General features: G+C 69.8%; 21 protein-coding genes and 2 pseudogenes. 15 read left to right on the top strand and 8 right to left on the bottom strand.

What is annotated here, in order from left to right; genetic code table 11:
* The first annotated feature begins 79 nt into the window (after positions 1–79).
* Positions 80–571, top strand: a complete 492-nt coding sequence (locus ACFVT2_RS14060; protein ID WP_390016553.1) for a hypothetical protein — start codon at positions 80–82, stop codon at positions 569–571.
* 1 nt (position 572) lies between these two features.
* Here the strand turns inward: ACFVT2_RS14060 and ACFVT2_RS14055 are convergent, their stop codons facing one another.
* Positions 573–1157, bottom strand: coding sequence for a hypothetical protein (locus tag ACFVT2_RS14055; protein ID WP_390016550.1), 585 nt, complete (start codon positions 1155–1157; stop codon positions 573–575).
* Between the two features lie 206 nt (positions 1158–1363).
* Here ACFVT2_RS14055 and ACFVT2_RS14050 point away from each other — a divergent pair, with 206 nt between their 5' ends.
* Positions 1364–1873 (top strand): DUF664 domain-containing protein, encoded by a 510-nt coding sequence (locus ACFVT2_RS14050; RefSeq protein ID WP_390016548.1) that lies wholly within the window; start codon positions 1364–1366, stop codon positions 1871–1873.
* An 18-nt stretch (positions 1874–1891) separates the two neighbouring features.
* On the opposite strand, the pseudogene ACFVT2_RS14045 reads toward ACFVT2_RS14050, so the two are convergent.
* A pseudogene (locus ACFVT2_RS14045) lies at positions 1892–2020 on the bottom strand (YfcE family phosphodiesterase); the annotation flags it as partial.
* Positions 2021–2065: 45 nt separating this feature from the next.
* Between ACFVT2_RS14045 and ACFVT2_RS14040 the strand changes: the two are divergent.
* From ACFVT2_RS14040 to ACFVT2_RS14020, 5 genes are all read left to right on the top strand, one after another.
* Positions 2066–2260 (top strand): hypothetical protein, encoded by a 195-nt coding sequence (locus tag ACFVT2_RS14040; RefSeq protein ID WP_390016546.1) that lies wholly within the window; start codon positions 2066–2068, stop codon positions 2258–2260.
* 150 nt (positions 2261–2410) lie between these two features.
* Positions 2411–3376: a hypothetical protein gene (locus tag ACFVT2_RS14035; protein ID WP_390016544.1), complete on the top strand. Its 966-nt coding sequence runs from the start codon at positions 2411–2413 to the stop codon at positions 3374–3376.
* Positions 3373–3657 carry a hypothetical protein gene (locus ACFVT2_RS14030; RefSeq protein ID WP_390016541.1) on the top strand — a complete coding sequence of 95 codons (285 nt, stop codon included), beginning with the start codon at positions 3373–3375 and terminating at the stop codon, positions 3655–3657. The genes ACFVT2_RS14035 and ACFVT2_RS14030 overlap by 4 nt, the downstream gene beginning before the upstream one ends.
* Before the next feature lie 90 nt (positions 3658–3747).
* Entirely contained in the window at positions 3748–4188 is a 441-nt protein-coding gene (locus ACFVT2_RS14025) for a hypothetical protein (RefSeq protein ID WP_390016538.1), read from the top strand.
* A complete protein-coding gene (locus ACFVT2_RS14020; RefSeq protein ID WP_390016535.1) occupies positions 4185–4652 on the top strand; it encodes a hypothetical protein in 468 nt (155 codons plus the stop codon). The genes ACFVT2_RS14025 and ACFVT2_RS14020 overlap by 4 nt, the downstream gene beginning before the upstream one ends.
* Here the strand turns inward: ACFVT2_RS14020 and ACFVT2_RS14015 are convergent.
* Positions 4633–5046, bottom strand: coding sequence for a hypothetical protein (locus ACFVT2_RS14015; protein WP_390016533.1), 414 nt, complete (start codon positions 5044–5046; stop codon positions 4633–4635). The genes ACFVT2_RS14020 and ACFVT2_RS14015 overlap by 20 nt on opposite strands.
* 294 nt (positions 5047–5340) lie before the next feature.
* Between ACFVT2_RS14015 and ACFVT2_RS14010 the strand changes: the two genes are divergently transcribed.
* Entirely contained in the window at positions 5341–5913 is a 573-nt protein-coding gene (locus tag ACFVT2_RS14010) for an RICIN domain-containing protein (protein ID WP_390016531.1), read from the top strand.
* Between the two features lie 268 nt (positions 5914–6181).
* A complete protein-coding gene (locus ACFVT2_RS14005) occupies positions 6182–6433 on the top strand; it encodes a hypothetical protein (protein WP_390016529.1) in 252 nt (83 codons plus the stop codon).
* A gap of 38 nt (positions 6434–6471) precedes the next feature.
* Here ACFVT2_RS14005 and ACFVT2_RS14000 read toward each other — a convergent pair whose 3' ends face one another.
* Positions 6472–6603, bottom strand: a complete 132-nt coding sequence (locus ACFVT2_RS14000; RefSeq protein WP_390016526.1) for a hypothetical protein — start codon at positions 6601–6603, stop codon at positions 6472–6474.
* Between the two features lie 71 nt (positions 6604–6674).
* Positions 6675–7418: an AraC family transcriptional regulator gene (locus ACFVT2_RS13995; RefSeq protein WP_390017070.1), complete on the bottom strand. Its 744-nt coding sequence runs from the start codon at positions 7416–7418 to the stop codon at positions 6675–6677.
* A gap of 54 nt (positions 7419–7472) precedes the next feature.
* Here ACFVT2_RS13995 and ACFVT2_RS13990 point away from each other — a divergent pair, with 54 nt between their 5' ends.
* Positions 7473–8687 carry an MFS transporter gene (locus ACFVT2_RS13990; protein ID WP_390016524.1) on the top strand — a complete coding sequence of 405 codons (1215 nt, stop codon included), beginning with the start codon at positions 7473–7475 and terminating at the stop codon, positions 8685–8687.
* A gap of 561 nt (positions 8688–9248) precedes the next feature.
* Positions 9249–9752 carry a hypothetical protein gene (locus ACFVT2_RS13985; protein ID WP_390016521.1) on the top strand — a complete coding sequence of 168 codons (504 nt, stop codon included), beginning with the start codon at positions 9249–9251 and terminating at the stop codon, positions 9750–9752.
* Between the two features lie 189 nt (positions 9753–9941).
* Here the strand turns inward: ACFVT2_RS13985 and ACFVT2_RS13980 are convergent, their stop codons facing one another.
* Complete coding sequence (locus ACFVT2_RS13980; protein ID WP_390016518.1) at positions 9942–10679, bottom strand: L,D-transpeptidase family protein; 738 nt, start codon at positions 10677–10679, stop codon at positions 9942–9944.
* A 433-nt stretch (positions 10680–11112) separates the two neighbouring features.
* Between ACFVT2_RS13980 and ACFVT2_RS13975 the strand changes: the two genes are divergently transcribed.
* The 4 genes from ACFVT2_RS13975 to ACFVT2_RS13960 all read left to right on the top strand — a co-directional run bounded on the left by ACFVT2_RS13975 (position 11113) and on the right by ACFVT2_RS13960 (position 13332).
* Positions 11113–11820 (top strand): maleylpyruvate isomerase family mycothiol-dependent enzyme, encoded by a 708-nt coding sequence (locus ACFVT2_RS13975; protein ID WP_390016516.1) that lies wholly within the window; start codon positions 11113–11115, stop codon positions 11818–11820.
* Between the two features lie 492 nt (positions 11821–12312).
* Positions 12313–12624, top strand: a complete 312-nt coding sequence (locus ACFVT2_RS13970) for a hypothetical protein (protein ID WP_390016513.1) — start codon at positions 12313–12315, stop codon at positions 12622–12624.
* Positions 12621–12860, top strand: coding sequence for a hypothetical protein (locus ACFVT2_RS13965; protein ID WP_390016510.1), 240 nt, complete (start codon positions 12621–12623; stop codon positions 12858–12860). Before ACFVT2_RS13970 ends, ACFVT2_RS13965 begins: the two co-directional genes overlap by 4 nt.
* A gap of 154 nt (positions 12861–13014) precedes the next feature.
* A complete protein-coding gene (locus tag ACFVT2_RS13960) occupies positions 13015–13332 on the top strand; it encodes a hypothetical protein (protein ID WP_390017068.1) in 318 nt (105 codons plus the stop codon).
* 23 nt (positions 13333–13355) lie between these two features.
* Here the strand turns inward: ACFVT2_RS13960 and ACFVT2_RS13955 are convergent.
* Positions 13356–13586: pseudogene (locus tag ACFVT2_RS13955) on the bottom strand (NAD-dependent epimerase/dehydratase family protein); the annotation flags it as partial.
* The gene (locus ACFVT2_RS13950) at positions 13583–14407 is read right to left on the bottom strand and encodes an AMP-binding protein (RefSeq protein ID WP_390016508.1); all 825 of its coding nucleotides are present in this window, start codon (positions 14405–14407) and stop codon (positions 13583–13585) included. The gene ACFVT2_RS13950 and the pseudogene ACFVT2_RS13955, both read right to left, overlap by 4 nt.
* Positions 14408–14438: the final 31 nt, after the last annotated feature.

The following is a 14438-nucleotide window of genomic DNA, read 5'->3' as shown; positions in this document are numbered from 1 at the left end:
AGCACGACGTCGCATCGCTGCCGGAGTTCGCCACCCATGAGCCACGCCACCTGGTCACGTTTGTGTCGTTGAGTCCTTCGTGAGCTCATATCCGGACCCCTCGATCACCGGCGCGGCCACCTGTGACCTGTGCCATTACCGTCGTCCCGCCGTCGGAACGTCCGCCCTGGCCGTGCGGCCCCCGATCGGTCCGCAGCGGCAGGTGCGGCTGTGCGCACCGTGCGGGGAGGACCGCCCCGGCCGCCGGCGCCGCGAACTGATCGAGGAGGACTTCAGCTGGCAGGCGATGTCCCGTCAGGCCCACGACCTGGCGGACGCGTACACGGCCGGCCGATGGCTGCCCTACGAGGACGAGCACCGCTGGGCGTGGGGCCTGGCCAGGACACACTGGACACGGCCCGCGTTGGAAGCCGCACTGGGCGACCCGAATCCCTACGTCCGGGCCGGCCGCCTGGTCCGGGTGGTGAAGCCGCTGCCCCGCATCCTCAGCATCGTCGGCCCCGGCGACCGCGCACTGCGGCCGGTCCAGGCCCTGCTTGACACCCTCGCGGCACGATCCGCGCGGCGCTGACTCAACGCCGTCCGCCGGTACCGACCGGTCCGCGGACCCGGCTCCGGCCACCGCCCGCAGAACGGCGCCGGCGACGCCAGTACGAGATGGTGACAGCTCCCAGCAGCGGCCCCCACAGGAACAGCGGCTGGTAGAGCATGCCGACCAGGACGTTCCCGGTGGGCGTCATGTCCTGGTGCGGATACGACCACCACCACGGCACGCCCGCCCAGAGCACGGTCAGCGCCAGCGCGCCGAGTCCGGCCGGGACGGCGGCGGCAGCCGGGTGGACGGTCCGCCCGCCGATCAGCGGCACCCGGCCCGGCACCACCTCGCCCCACGGCCGCACCAGGCCGATCGTCAGCAGCGCCGCGAGCTCGCTGAACACACTGAGCGCCAGCATCCAGACCTTGGCGCCGGCGGTGTCGAACGGCACGAAGCCCTCGGCGGTGTAGCCGGCCGGGCATCCCACCACCAGGGCAAGCCGCCACAGCCCGCTGGGCAGCACCACCAAGGCAGTCAGATGCGCCGACCGGACGGCCCAACGTGGCGCCGGAACAAGGGAGTTGGACGAATACGTGGCGGTGTTCGGGTTGCCTGTATGCATACGTCGATCGTGCCGGACGGACGGGCGGATGCCATCGACCCGCGGGCCGGACCCGTATGGTCCGCGGGCATGATCCCGGGCCGCCGCGCTTCCGCCATGCGGCGGAGCGGCCGTCCACCCCGGTGCGCCGGACGGCGGCCGCCCGCCCGGCTTGCGACGATGGCCGGACCGCAGCCACCGGCCGTCCCCCACCGTACGGAGCCGCCATGTCCGCCAGCACCGATCTGCTCGTCGACGCCTTCGGCCGGATCCGCGAGGTCGTCGAGGAGGTGGTCGACGGCCTCGACTCCGAGGAGCTCGGCACCCGTCCCGACGGGCGCGCCAATTCCATCGGCTGGCTGGTCTGGCACCTCACCCGGGTTCAGGACGACCACATCGCCGGGGTGGCCGGCACCGAGCAGATCTGGACCGCGGACGAGTGGTACGAGGCGTTCGGGCTGCCGTTCCCCGCGGAGGACATCGGCTACGGGCATTCCCGCAAGGACGTCGCGAAGGTGCGGGGCCTGGGCGCGGAGCTGCTGACGGGCTATCACGCGGCGGTGCACGAGGGCACGGTGCGGTACCTCTCCACGCTCGCCGTGAAGGACCTCGGCCGGGTCGTCGACCGGAGCTGGTCGCCGCCGGTCACCCTGGGCGTCCGGCTGGTCAGCGTGGTCGCGGACGATCTCCAGCACGCCGGCCAGGCCGCCTATGTGCGCGGCCTGTTGGGCAGGTGACCCGCCACGCGGCGCCGCTCATGGCCGGCGTGGCAGGCGGTGCGGCACCACGTCGGTGAGCCGGCCACCGGCGATCTCCGCGGTCATGTACGTGCAGGCAGGCTGCCGTCGGCGGTCCGTCGGCGATCCGGGGTTCAGCAGGCGCAACCGAAGAAGAAGGGGAGCACTGGGAAGTCCCATCAGGTCGACCGGGTGACCGCGAACCTTCCTTCCCGTGCGGCACAAGCCCTCGAGCGGATCGTCGAACTAACCGGCTACAGCAAGACCGACTCGATCATCCGAGCGATCCAGGTCTACGCCTACTTGGAGGAAGTCTGGAACGCGGGGGGCTCCGTTTCCGTAGCTGAGAAGCCCGGCGCCGAGCCCCAGCAGCTCAAGGTCCTCTAAGAGCTGAGCAGCACAGTCGTAGCCTTCGAAGGCCCCTCCCAGCCGGGAGGGGCCTTTCTCGAGGCGTGGCGGTCGCGCCAGGCACGACCGTCTACGGAAGCTGACACCGCCTGGCCCGTGATCCGGTCACGGGTCCGCTAGCGTCCGGCCGTGCCAACGAACGCGTGGACCGTCCACTACAGCTCGCGGGACTTACCGCAGCCTGAGCCGCAGCCCTGGCACCTGCGGATTTCCCCGGACGAGTGGGAGTTATGGCTCGATGACCTGGGCATTCCTGATGGCACGCTGTACCTGTTGTCACCGCGCTTCGTCTACGACACGGACCTCAACTCGCACTTCCATCGGGTGAACCTCTTGGAGGGCCGGCTGAACAGTCAGATCAACCGGGCGTCGGCCCTCTGCAGGAAGCTGAACTTCCTGCCTCAGAGCCAGGGCGGGAAGGACTGGCGGGACGCGACCGAGGCCGATCACACGGCCTACCACTACTGGCGGCGCCTTGATCCCCGCGGGCCTCGGGTCGACGGGGACACGTGGAGCCAAGAAGTCTCCCATCTGCAGCAGTTCTACGTCTACGCGAAGCGCAAGCAGTGGGTGTCGGAAGTGCCGATCCCGCAGCGGCCGCGACGTGACGGGAAGGCCGAGCAGAAGGGAAACAGGCGCCGCTCGAAGCCGGTGGACACTGGGGAGACGGTGCCAGCGACTTACGCTCACGACACAGGTGGCGAGGTGGTCGAGTGGCTTCCCGCACCGCCTTACCGACGATGGCGGGACGTGGGAGTCCTCGGCTATGACCGAGAGGGCCTGCCCCGGGACAACTTTCGCGGCCGGTGGGCATCGCGCAACGGGACCTTCACTGACTCCACGGTCCGCACCGGCCTGCGGCTGGAAGAGCAGGCCAGCCGCCTGATCACGGAAGTGCCGACCGGACCCGGCCCGGCCGGCTACAGCAAGTCCTGGCTGCCCAAGGCGATCGCGAAACGGAACTCCGCGCGATGGGTCTACGAGCCGGCCTCGGTCCGGCGGGACCTGACGGCCTACGCGGCCGAGGACCGGCAGCGCGTCATCGAGGAGGCCCGCGATGCAGGCCGCTACCGCAAGATCCGAGGCCGATCGTGATCGCTGATCCGCAGAGGCCGCACCTGGCCCAGTACACGAGCGGTATCCACCGCGGCGAGAGGATCGACGTCCGGCTGCTCGGCCCGCGCGAGCGTCGGCGGCTACTGGTCGACACCGAACAGGGCCTGGAGCCCGCGATGTTCTGGCTCGGCGAGAGCGGGATGCCGCTGACCTTGTCGGCGTGGAAGGACATGTTCACCACGGCCAACCAGCGGTGCGAAGAACAGGGCCTGGACCTCTTTGCCCACGCCCACCTGCTGAGACACATTGTCTCCGCTTAGTTTCCGTGTGGCGATTGGCTCCAACTGGGCTGGTGTCCTGGGCGTTTGGGCTTTGTGCTGAGCCGTGTGGTGTTTCTACTGTCAGCGCCCATGATCCTGAGCTTCTTCTCGTCCCGGGGCTGGGAGTCCTGGGACGTCGAGCATCGGCCGCTGATCCCCGAGGGGATGCCCGTGCTCGTCGACGACGACCTGTGCTTCGAGGACGGACCGGCAGCGCCGCGTCCGACAGCGATGGTGAACCGGTGGCTGCGCGAGCTCCCGGCCAGCGGGGCGCCGGCGCCGAGCTCGTGGGAGAACTATGCGCGGGTGGTCAAGGAGTGGACGGAGTTCCTGGCCGAGCACGGGGTGGGTATGTTCGACTCGCGGGTACGGCTGAAGGCCGCGTTGAGCCGGTACGCCGAGCACCGGGCGGCGGGCCCACTCAAGGCCCGGTTCGCGGCGACGACGTGGGGCCAGGCCGACCACAACCGGGCCCTCCGCGTCGTCGCCGAGATCGACGCCGCCAGCACCATGGACGAGGCGACCTCATGAGATTCTCCGCAGTCCAGCACACCGAGAACGAGAACCGCATCCGGGCAGCTATGGACCGGCTCCTGCGCGGCGAGATCCCGCCTGGCGGAAAGTGCGATATCAAGACCCTCGCCAACGAAGCGGCGGTCGACCGCACTGCGTTCTACGGCACCCGCCCCTACTCTCACCTCCGCGTCGAGTTCGAACAATGCTTGAACGCCATGCACCAGGCCGGCGAGATCCCCGATCCTCGCGAGGCCCAGATCGTCCGACTCAAGGCAGAGAACACCAAGCTCAGGGAACGGCTCGCCCAGTCGGAGCAGACGGTCGACGAGCTCAGCGACTTCCGCGGCCATGCCCTGGCTCGGCTCGCCGCCCAGCACGAGGAGATCGTCCACCTGCGTCAGACCGCGGCCGCCGCGAGCCGTGTCGTGCGACTTCCCGCTGCCCGATCGTCAACAACAGTCATCGGGTCGTGCAGCTGAGATGCGGCCGCGTCACGGCCCGAAGCAAGGGAGTCGAGGACGCGATGATGAACAGGCCGAAGAGCGTGATCGGCAACAGCCCGACCGGCCGCAACAGCCACTCCGGATCCTCCTGCAGCCGCGGCCAGTTGACGATCCAGTTCGCTATGGCGCCCAGCACCATCACACCGCTCGCCAACCGAACACCCTCCGGACGCACAAGTCCCACGAGGACGACGACCAGCGGATCGAGAACCACCAAGCTGACGAAGAACACTTGCAGCGGGACCGGAGCGAAGGACGCATAGGCATGGACCCCGCCTCGGATCAGATCCAGGCAGTGGGCACCGGCTCCCTCCAGGAAACCGACCAAGTACACCGCCAGGGCCCATCTCACCCATACGGAGATGATCAACGCGAGCGCGCCACCTGCCCTGCCCCGTCCGCCGCTGATTCCTGTGGGGGAGGGAAGGGCCGGGAATGCACAGCGCCTCGGCCCGGGCTCCCTCCCGTACCTGCTGCTGATCCGTGCGAGTCGTGGTTCGATGGGGGGAGAAACTGCCACAGCTTCATCGGTGGCCACTGCCAGGCCGTCGACGCGGTGCCGGACACCGGAGTCCGTCGGCCGCCCTCGCGGAAGCCCTGGAGCGGGGCCGGCGGGCGGGCATCGCTCTCCCCTCCCTCACAGAATCACGAGAGGAGCGCCCCTATGCGCAAAAACAACCGGAGGAACCGTCTCTGGACGGCATCGACAGTTCTTGTGGCCGGGGGCGTCATGCTCTTGCCCGATGCTGCGGTCGCGCAGCCGGCCATGCTCGGTACCCCGGCACAGATATCGGGACACTTCCAGCTCGTCAACTTGCAGACCGGCAAGTGCGCGACCGTGGCGGGCGGCGTCTCGACCGACAACAACCACCCGCTCGTCCAGTTCACCTGCGACACGGACCCCTCGCGCCGCTGGATTGTCACCAACGGGAACGGCATCTCCAATCAGCTCGTCAACGAGCAGACCCGCAAGTGCTTGACCGTCGCCGGAGGCGTCTCGACCGACAACAACCACCCGCTCGTCCAGTTCACCTGCGACACGGACCCCTCGCGCCGCTGGAGACTCATCAACGTCAACGGCAGCGTGTTCCAGATCGTCAACATGCAGACCGGCAAGTGCTTGACCGTCGCCGGAGGCGTCTCGACCGACAACAACCACCCGCTTGTCCAGTTCACCTGCGACACGGACCTCTCGCGCCGCTGGGTCCTGCGGCGGGTCGGCGGGACAATCGACTGAAGCAGGTCGGGGGCCTTCTACAAGGCGTCGCGCGGCGGCGTGATCTGACAGGGAGGCACCGCCTCGCACCGTGAGTGATCTGCCTCACGGTGCTGTCGGCGCAATGCAACACAGCCGGTGGCCGACATCGCGAATGCCGCGTCCGCAGATGGCCAGCTCAATCACGACACGAACTCCACCGCACACAGCTTCTGCGGACACAAGTCACACATTTGCCGTCATCACCCTCGAACAGCTCCAGCGCGGGCACATCGCCGCACTCGGCGACATGAACCCGGCCCAGCGACTGCACTACCAACGGAGCTTCGGCGACCCCATGGACTGGGTCCGCCGCAGACTCGGACACACCTCGCAGCTGTCGACCTTGATCTATCTGCACGCCCTGCAGGAACTGGAGATGGAGACCCGCATGGCCCTGGTCCCCGACACCTGGGAGGACCCCCGCGACACCCCGGCCGCGGCCCTGGGCGACGAGAAGCCCCCGCAGGACCTGCCCGGAGAGAAGGAGACGACGCCGTGACCCGCCAGGGCCGGGGCAGCACCGGGCCGGGCCACCGGTCAGCTCTGAGCCGGAATCGCCACGTTGTCAGGGCAGTTCTCGGCAATCTTGCCAACCTGCAGGGTGATGACGGCCCGCTCGCTGAACACCTTGGCGATCCCCAGGCCGTCAAGATCGGTTCCGGTGTGCAACTCGACGGCGTCACCTACGTTGGGGCCACGGCTCGCTGCGAACCGCCTTCGGTCCAGACTTGTACGCGCCCTCAGCCTGTCCGGTGGGAGCCCGGGGTGTGGCCGAAGGTGCGGCGGAAGACGTCGATGAAGGCGCTGGTGGACGACCAGCCGCACCGATGTGCCACCGCGGTCACCGGCGTCCGCTCGGTCAGGAGGACCAATGCGTGGTGGAGGCGAAGTTGTGTGCGCCACTGCGGGAAGGTCATGCCGAGGTCACTGCGGAACAGCCGGGACAGGGTGCGGTCGCTCGCCCCGACCTCGCGGCCGAGTTCGGCGAGCGTGCGGCCGTCACCCGGGTCGGCTTGCAGGATGGCGCACAGGGTGCGCAGCAGGGGAGCGGTGGCGGTAGGCAGGTGCAGCGGCTGCTGGGGGGAGGCCCGCAGCTGGTCGAGGAGCACTGCACGAAGGCGGGCCCGTTCGGGGCTGTCGTCGTCCTCGGCGCGTGTGTAAGCGATGATCAGTTCGCGCAGCAGTGGGCTGACAGCCAGCACGGTCGGTGCGTTGAGGTCGAGTGGGTTCTCGGTGGCGGGCAGCCCCACCAGGTGCAGGTCGAGTTCGCCGTATGCCCGGTGCGCGTGCACGGTGCCGGCGGGCACCCAGATGGCGCGCGTGCCCGGGGCGACCCAGGATCCCTCGCTGGTCGTGACAGCCAGCACCCCGCGGCCTGCATAGACGATCTGGTGGTCGTCGTGCCGGTGGGCGTCGATCGAGCCGCCGGACGCCAGCCACTGGGTGCGGGTCGGGGCTACGGGATCGTGGCGGCTTTCCATCATCATGTGGCAGTTTATCGGAAGCGCGACATGATGCCGGGCCCGGAACATGACGCGATGCGAAGGAACACATCGATCGTTCTGCTGTCCGCGGGCCATGCCTGTGTCGACATCTACCAAGGCTCCGTGGCGGCCCTGGTGCCGTTCTTCATCGCCGAGCGTGCCTACACCTACGCGGTCGCCTCGGGCATCGTGCTGGCCGCCTCGCTGCTGTCCTCGGTGGTGCAGCCGGTGTTCGGCGCGCTCACCGACCGCTGGGCCATGCCCTGGCTGCTGCCGGTCGGCACGCTGCTCGGCGGTGTCGGCATCGCGCTGAGCGGCCTGAACGGCTCTTACACGCCTACCCTCGTATGCGTCGCGATATCGGGGATCGGCGTGGCCGCCTACCACCCCGAATCCGCCCGCGTCGCCCGCATCGCCAGCCAGGGCAGCCACCGGGCCATGGGGTGGTTCTCCACGGGCGGCAATATCGGCTTCGCACTGGCCCCGCTCATGGTCGCCGCCGTGGTGACCAACGGAGGACTGCGCTGGACGCCCCTGCTGGTGCTGCCGGCCCTCGCCGGTGCCGCGATGTGCCTGCCCGTGGTGCGCGCCCTGCAACAGAGGCAGGCGGCCGGACCCCGTACGACGGTGCCAGCCGGGAGGGATGACATCGCCTCCTTCCTGAAACTGTCACTGGCCGTGGTCTTCCGATCGATCGCGTTCATCGGTCTGAGCACCTTCATCTCGCTGTACGTCCGCCAGCGCCTGGGCGGCAGCACGGCCGCGGGCACCGCGGCCCTGTCCGTGCTCTACCTCGGCGGTGCGATCGGCTCGGTGCTCGGCGGGTCCCTGGCCGCCCGGTGGGACCGGGTGACGGTCTCGCGCTGGTCGTACCTGATCACGGTCGCGGCCATCGCGGGCGTGGTGTGGGTGCCCGGCCCGGCCATCTACCTGTTCGTGGCACTGACCTCGGCCGGCCTGTATGTGCCCTTTTCGCTGCAGGTCACGCTCGGCCAGGACTACCTGCCCTCCCGTGTCGGCACCGCCAGCGGGATCACCCTCGGCCTGACCGTCAGCATCGGGGGGCTGGCCAGCCCCGCCATCGGCAGCCTCGCCGACGCCACGTCCCTGCAGACCGCCCTGGCGCCTCTCGTCCTGATGCCCGTGCTGAGCTGGCTGCTCTTCCGCACCCTGCCCGAACCGAGCGTGCCCCAGCCTCAGACCGCGGCGCCTACGAAGGGAGACGACACCGGTGCCGCCCTCAGTCCCACCCCTGCCGACTCCCGATGACCAGCCCCTACGACGAGGCCGTCATCCTGTCACCGCGGTGAGTCCGCAGGCACCGGATGCCCAGGATCGCTGCCCGCTCCGGGAGTGGGGCTGCACCGCGACCGTGTCCCGGCCGACCTGGCATCTGCTGTCTCAGCACCCCACATCCGACGGTGACATCGAGTATTGCAAGTGCAGCTGCAACGCTTTCGTGATGCTCCAACGAGGGCGACTCGCCAAGTTCACTGCCCCGCCCGCCGGGCACCGCTGATCCGTTGGAGCGCGGCAAGGTGAGATCGCCATGAGTAGTCGTCACGAGCAACACCTCGTCAGATCGGGGAGAGCGGTCAGCTCGTGCTCAACACGCTGGACTTGACAGAGAAGTCGTCGGTGGCGTCCCCCCGTTGCGGTCCCGGGACGTTTACCCCGCCAGGTAACGGACGCACCATCATTCACCGGCGCCACTCGCCGCTACACGCTTGCGCGTCCGGCGACCCGAAGACCTCCGGTGGCGCGGTGCGGGCGCTCGAACAGCGGGTATCACCGAGGGGAATCCGCTTCTCACGCTCCCAGGAGCCGCTCATGAAGCACACCCATCCCCTGCCCGGTGACATCGGGCTCACCCAGATCTCCGGTGTCACCGGCCGGTTGATCCGCTTCGGCCAGTGGATCAACGGAGACGGCTTCGCCGACTACGAACACGCCTTCCTGGTCCTGCCCGGCGACCGGCTGCTGGAGGCCGAGCCGGGCGGTGCCCGCATCCGACCGCTCGGCCAGTACGACGGCTCCGACGTGCTCTACGTGTGCCCGAAGCGGCTCACCGAGCAACAGCGCGAAGGGATATGCGCGGCAGCCGATCGCTACGTGGGCGTCCCGTACAGCTTCCTCGACTACCTGGCGATCGCAACGCACCGCGTCCATCTGCCCGTTCCGGGACTGCGCCGCTATGTGGCCAGCACCCGGCACATGATCTGCTCCCAACTCGTCGACCAGTGCTATCAGGACGCGGGCGTCCACCTCTTCTCGGACGGCCGTTGGCCCGGCTACGTGACGCCGATGGCCCTGTACACCCTGCTGTCCCACTGAATCGGGCGGCGGAGGCGGCCCGGCGGGGGCACCGGCCAGCGGTCCGGGTGGCTCCCACGGGCCGTTCGCCGGGGCGGCGTTGTCAGACCCCTCGGCTGGCGTTCATGTGGCGGGCCGGCGGCCGTGACGTGAACGGTGTCCTGAGGGTGCGGGCGTGCCGGCCGGAGCGGCGGCACGCCCGCGGGGTGCTCAGGTGCCGGGCTTGCTGCCGTAGACGTACACGTCGTCGCCGTTGTGCAGCAACGACCAATACTTCTTCGCGTCGTTGGGGCGCATGTTGACGCAGCCGTGCGAGCCGGGGGCGGACCAGACGCTGCCACTGATGGCGTGGAACGCCTCACCGCCGTCGAAGAACTGGCTGTAGGGCATGGGTGTGTGGTAGATGGTCGACACGTGGTGCAGGTGCCGCCAGTAGATGCGCTTGAGTCCGGTGCGGGTCTCGTCGCCGTTGCGGCCGGTGCGCACCGGTACCGGCCCGTACACCAGCCGTCCGCCGTCCTGGATCCAGCTGAGCTGACGCGTCAGGTCGACGCAGGCGATACGCCCCTTGTTGGTGGGGCATTTGTGGGCGCTGTTCGGGTGGTGGCCGGCGGCCCGTTGCTTGGCGACCAGCTGCATCACGCTCCAGGTGACCGGGCCGGCGTAGCCGTAGTCGGGGGTGATGCCGTGGCTGTTCTGGAAGGCGCGGATCGCCCGGCAGTCGGACGCCGACTGCTGGCCGTCGACCTTGAGCCCGAGGAACCGTTCGGCCTGCTTCTGATAGGGGCCGCGGAGTCCGTAGCAGCCCGAACCTGCGGCCTGGGCGGGGGAACTCAGGGCGACCGTCAGTGGGAGGGAGAGGGTCGTGAGGGCGAGCGCCGCGCCCGCTCGCCGGCCGAGGGCGCCGGCAGCGGGTCTGCGGAGTCGGAAGGGTATGCGTCGCTTCATGTCCGGTAGGACTCCTGGCCGCGCGGGGCGGTTGCGGACGGAGTCGGGCAGCAGCACCTTATGCGCCAAAAAACGGCCATGCCGACCTCCTGCGCGGCCTGCCCGGACGCGGTGACACGCGTGACACGCGTGACGCGGTGACACGGCGACGCGGCGAGCGGCCGCGGAGCCTGGTTCGGCTACCGGTCGGTGGTGATGCCGGGCGTCCGGATCGAACTGGGCGCGATCGTCGAGTGATCGAGATCTCGCGAGACGTCAACCCCCGGGAATTTTCCCCGTGTTCAGGTTCCCCGCCAGCCCGGCAGGTCGATTGACGAGGCCAAGGCGCGCCATCTAGAGTCCCCGAATCTATCGACAGGCGGATTTGGTGTTCCATTGTGCGGAATAGCTCCGAGCGTGGGGCACCGCATACGACCGGCATGCGAGGGCCGAGATGTACAAGACCGAGGCACTGGGCCCCATCTCCGCGTCCACGGACCGCTTCGTACGGACCGTCAAGGCGCTCGCCGACACGGACGTCGGCGGCGCAACACTGGTGCCGCCGTGGACCCGCGGCCATGTGATCACCCATGTGGCGCGCGCCGCCGACAGTCTCTGCCGGCTGCTCACCTGGGCCCGCACCGGCGTCGAGACCCCGCAGTACGCCAGCATGGACGCCCGGGCCGCGGAGATCGAGGCCGGCGCCCGGCGCCCGGCCCACGAGCTGATGACCGATGTCGTCGCGAGCGCCGAGCGCTTCGACCACGCCGTGCGGGCCCTGCCGGACGCGGCCTGGAGCCATGAGGTGCGCATGCGCACCGGTGAACTGCGGACACCGGGCGCCCTGGTGCCCACCCGGCTGCGCGAACTCGAAGTCCACCACGTCGACTTGGCCACCGGCTACACCTTCACCGACGTGCCGCCCGAAGCCGCCCGCTGGATCATCGACGACCTCCTCGAAGCACAGCGCCGACGCGCCGACGCCCCGCCCCTGCGCATCGAGGCGACCGACACCGACCTGATCCAGGAACTGGGCACCGGCGGGCCGACCGTGACGGGCACCGAGGCCGACCTCCTCGGCTGGCTCACCGGCCGCACCACCGGTGCCGCCCTCTCGTCCTCCGAGCCCGGTCCGGTCCCCCGGGCGCCGTACTGGATCTGAATCCGCTCACCCCCGCGCGAGAGGGCCGATGACCCGCATCGCTCCCCCGAACAAACAGCGCCGCCAGGCGCCCGCTCCCGCGTCCCGGATCACGAACCGACCGCCTGGCGCCGGTAGTCGTTCGGTGGAGTTCCGTATTCCGCACGGAAGGCGCGGCTGAAATCGGCCGCACGGGGGAAGCGGGTGGCCTCCAGGCGCCGAGCGCCAACACCCGCTGCGATGCCCGGAAGTCGTGGGCGTGGTCACTATTACGGAAGTCGAGTGCAGGGTGAAGCTGAAGGCCAAGAACCGCAGATGCGTACGGACGCCTCCGTTCGCCGAGCCGTCCTCCCGCGCCTGCCGGGCAGCGGCGGGGCCACGGGCACACCCGCGGGCCCAAGTCGAGGTGACATCGCTCGGGTGCGTCTCCGCCGACGCGCGGGGATTGCTACCGTGGATGACGCGGACGGCGCGGACGAACCCTCCGCGCCCGCAGGTCAGGTGGAGGATCCGATGAGCAGCTCCGGTCGGCCGTGGACCGTCGACGGCATCTCCCACGCCCTGCCGCATTCCGAGTTGCGGGCGACGTTCATGCAGGAGGTCGCCTTCACCGACGTCCGCGACGTACCGGCCGTCCTGAACCGTTGGGTGAAGTTCATCGAGTCCTTCGAAGCCGACCGCGAACGGGTCGAGCACCTGCGCACGACGTTCCGCGGGGCCGGGCACCTCCCCTCCACCTACCGAGCGGGCCTGATCGACGTGACTGCCGAGGAGTTGCGTTCCGCCGCCGGCGAGAGCGGCTCCCGTGGGCGGGGCGCGGCGTGACCTACCGGCTCCACCTCGACCCCGCCCTCCACGCGACCTACAAGGCCCTCCCCGACGAGGCTCGTCAGGACCTGTCGGTGCTCCTGCTGGACGCGCTGCTCGACCCTCCCTCCCACTCCGAGCCCTACGGAACCGACGACGGGGTCATGCGGACCATCGCCCGCAGTCACGTCGCGGGCGTCATCCTCATCGGCGACACCGAGATCACCCTCGTCCACCTCACCTACGCGGGCTGACGCGCGGCCGCCCACGCGCCCCGGACGGGACGCAGCCACCTGGAGAAGTGGAGAAGGCTCGGCTTCATATATCGCGTTGTGGGGTGAGAGGTACGGCCATAAGGTCATCGACATGTCTTTGCGTCTTCGTATGCGTCAAGCACTGCCGGAAGCGATGCGTGCCCGCGACAAGGTCGCGGTGAGTGCGCTGCGCGCAACGCTTGCCGCGCTGGACAACGCCGAGGCGGTGCCCGTGGACGAAGCCCAGCTCCGCGGTATGGCCCTTGAGCAGTCGCCGGTCGGTGCCGGCGCCACCGAAGTGGCGCGGCGTGAGCTGAGCGAGCGCACGGTGGTTGACGTGGTACGCGCCGAGGCCACCGAACGGCTTGAGGTTGCCGCGCAGTTGACCGCGCCCGCGCATGTCGATCGGGCCACGCAGCTCCGCGCGGAGGCCGCCGTGCTGCTTCGGTTCCTCGACGGGGTCATCCAGTAGGGGCGGGCCGGGCCGCTCACTCCGGCCAGGGCCGCCGTGTGGATGACGGCGTCGCAGCCGGCGACCGCGCGTGACACGGCGGCGGGGTCGATGAGGTCGCCCTGGTGCTGGCGGACCCCGAGCCGGCTCAGCGTGGTGCTGGGACGGCGGCTGAGGGAATGGGTCTTGGTACCGCGGGCGACGAGCCGACGGCAGATCTCGGTGCCGAGGAATCCGGTGCCACCCGTGACGAGGACTTTCGCCGGCCCGGTCATCGTGCCCTCCGCAGACGCTTGGTGGCCCAGTCGGCCAGCCGTTCCCGATTGATCTTGGAGTTGTGGCGGATGTCGGTGGGCAGGCAAGGGTGGATCAGCACGTGGCGGACGTGGTGTCCGTCCGGATGTCGCGCGAGTGCCTCGTGCAGGGCTGCTGCGACGGCCGGGCGATCGTGATCGGCGCCGGCTTCCAACTCCGCGCACAGGGCGGCTCGTTGGCCGCCAGGCGGGCCGACGCCGACCAGGGCGGTGCGCACGACGCCCGCTACGGTGTCGGCCGCCGCCTCGACGCTCTCGGTCGTCAGGACGAAACCATGACCGGTGACCCGCTGTGCCTTGCGGCCGTGGAACCACAGGCGCCCCTGGTCGTCGAGCCGCCCCAGGTCGCCGGTGCGGTGCAGCAGCCCGCAATCGGCGGCGACTTGGGAGGCTGCCGTGGCTCGGGGGCGCGCGTGGTAGGCGGCGCTGACGTTGCGGCCGGCGACGGCGATCTCCCCCACCCCGACGCCATCGGCTTCGAGCACGCGGACCTCGACGCCGGGCACCGGGCGCCCCACGCACGTCCCCGCGCGCACGCACTGCGCCGCCGTCCGCAGCGTACGCAGCTCGGTGGCGGTGACGGCGCTGACCGGCAGGCATTCGGTGGTGCCGTAGACGCTGAGCACCTCGACGTCCGGCCGGAGCACGGCGCACAGGGCGTCCGCGAGCCGGGGGCGCAGCGGGGCGCCGAAGGACAGGACGCGGTCGATCGACGGCAGGGTCAGCCCACGCGTGCAGTGGTCGGCGATCAGTCCGAGCACGGCGGGTGAGGCGGCGACCACCGATGCACAATGTGCCCTGTCTCTTATACAC

The organism is Streptomyces sp. NPDC058000, from assembly GCF_042886435.1.
GTDB lineage: Bacteria > Actinomycetota > Actinomycetes > Streptomycetales > Streptomycetaceae > Streptomyces.
The sequence above is the reverse complement of the archived record's forward strand: the minus strand, read 5'-3'. Positions and strand labels throughout refer to the sequence as shown.

Excerpts from the sequence above, each read along its gene's own strand:
- ACFVT2_RS14055 (WP_390016550.1), bottom strand. The coding sequence starts at position 1,157 with ATGCATACAGGCAACCCGAACACCGCCACGTATTCGTCCAACTCCCTT.
- ACFVT2_RS14050 (WP_390016548.1), top strand. The coding sequence starts at position 1,364 with ATGTCCGCCAGCACCGATCTGCTCGTCGACGCCTTCGGCCGGATCCGC.
- ACFVT2_RS14025 (WP_390016538.1), top strand. The coding sequence starts at position 3,748 with ATGATCCTGAGCTTCTTCTCGTCCCGGGGCTGGGAGTCCTGGGACGTC.
- ACFVT2_RS14020 (WP_390016535.1), top strand. The coding sequence starts at position 4,185 with ATGAGATTCTCCGCAGTCCAGCACACCGAGAACGAGAACCGCATCCGG.
- ACFVT2_RS14010 (WP_390016531.1), top strand. The coding sequence starts at position 5,341 with ATGCGCAAAAACAACCGGAGGAACCGTCTCTGGACGGCATCGACAGTT.
- ACFVT2_RS14005 (WP_390016529.1), top strand. The coding sequence starts at position 6,182 with ATGAACCCGGCCCAGCGACTGCACTACCAACGGAGCTTCGGCGACCCC.
- ACFVT2_RS13995 (WP_390017070.1), bottom strand. The coding sequence starts at position 7,418 with ATGATGGAAAGCCGCCACGATCCCGTAGCCCCGACCCGCACCCAGTGG.
- ACFVT2_RS13990 (WP_390016524.1), top strand. The coding sequence starts at position 7,473 with ATGCGAAGGAACACATCGATCGTTCTGCTGTCCGCGGGCCATGCCTGT.
- ACFVT2_RS13985 (WP_390016521.1), top strand. The coding sequence starts at position 9,249 with ATGAAGCACACCCATCCCCTGCCCGGTGACATCGGGCTCACCCAGATC.
- ACFVT2_RS13980 (WP_390016518.1), bottom strand. The coding sequence starts at position 10,679 with ATGAAGCGACGCATACCCTTCCGACTCCGCAGACCCGCTGCCGGCGCC.
- ACFVT2_RS13975 (WP_390016516.1), top strand. The coding sequence starts at position 11,113 with ATGTACAAGACCGAGGCACTGGGCCCCATCTCCGCGTCCACGGACCGC.
- ACFVT2_RS13970 (WP_390016513.1), top strand. The coding sequence starts at position 12,313 with ATGAGCAGCTCCGGTCGGCCGTGGACCGTCGACGGCATCTCCCACGCC.
- ACFVT2_RS13960 (WP_390017068.1), top strand. The coding sequence starts at position 13,015 with ATGCGTGCCCGCGACAAGGTCGCGGTGAGTGCGCTGCGCGCAACGCTT.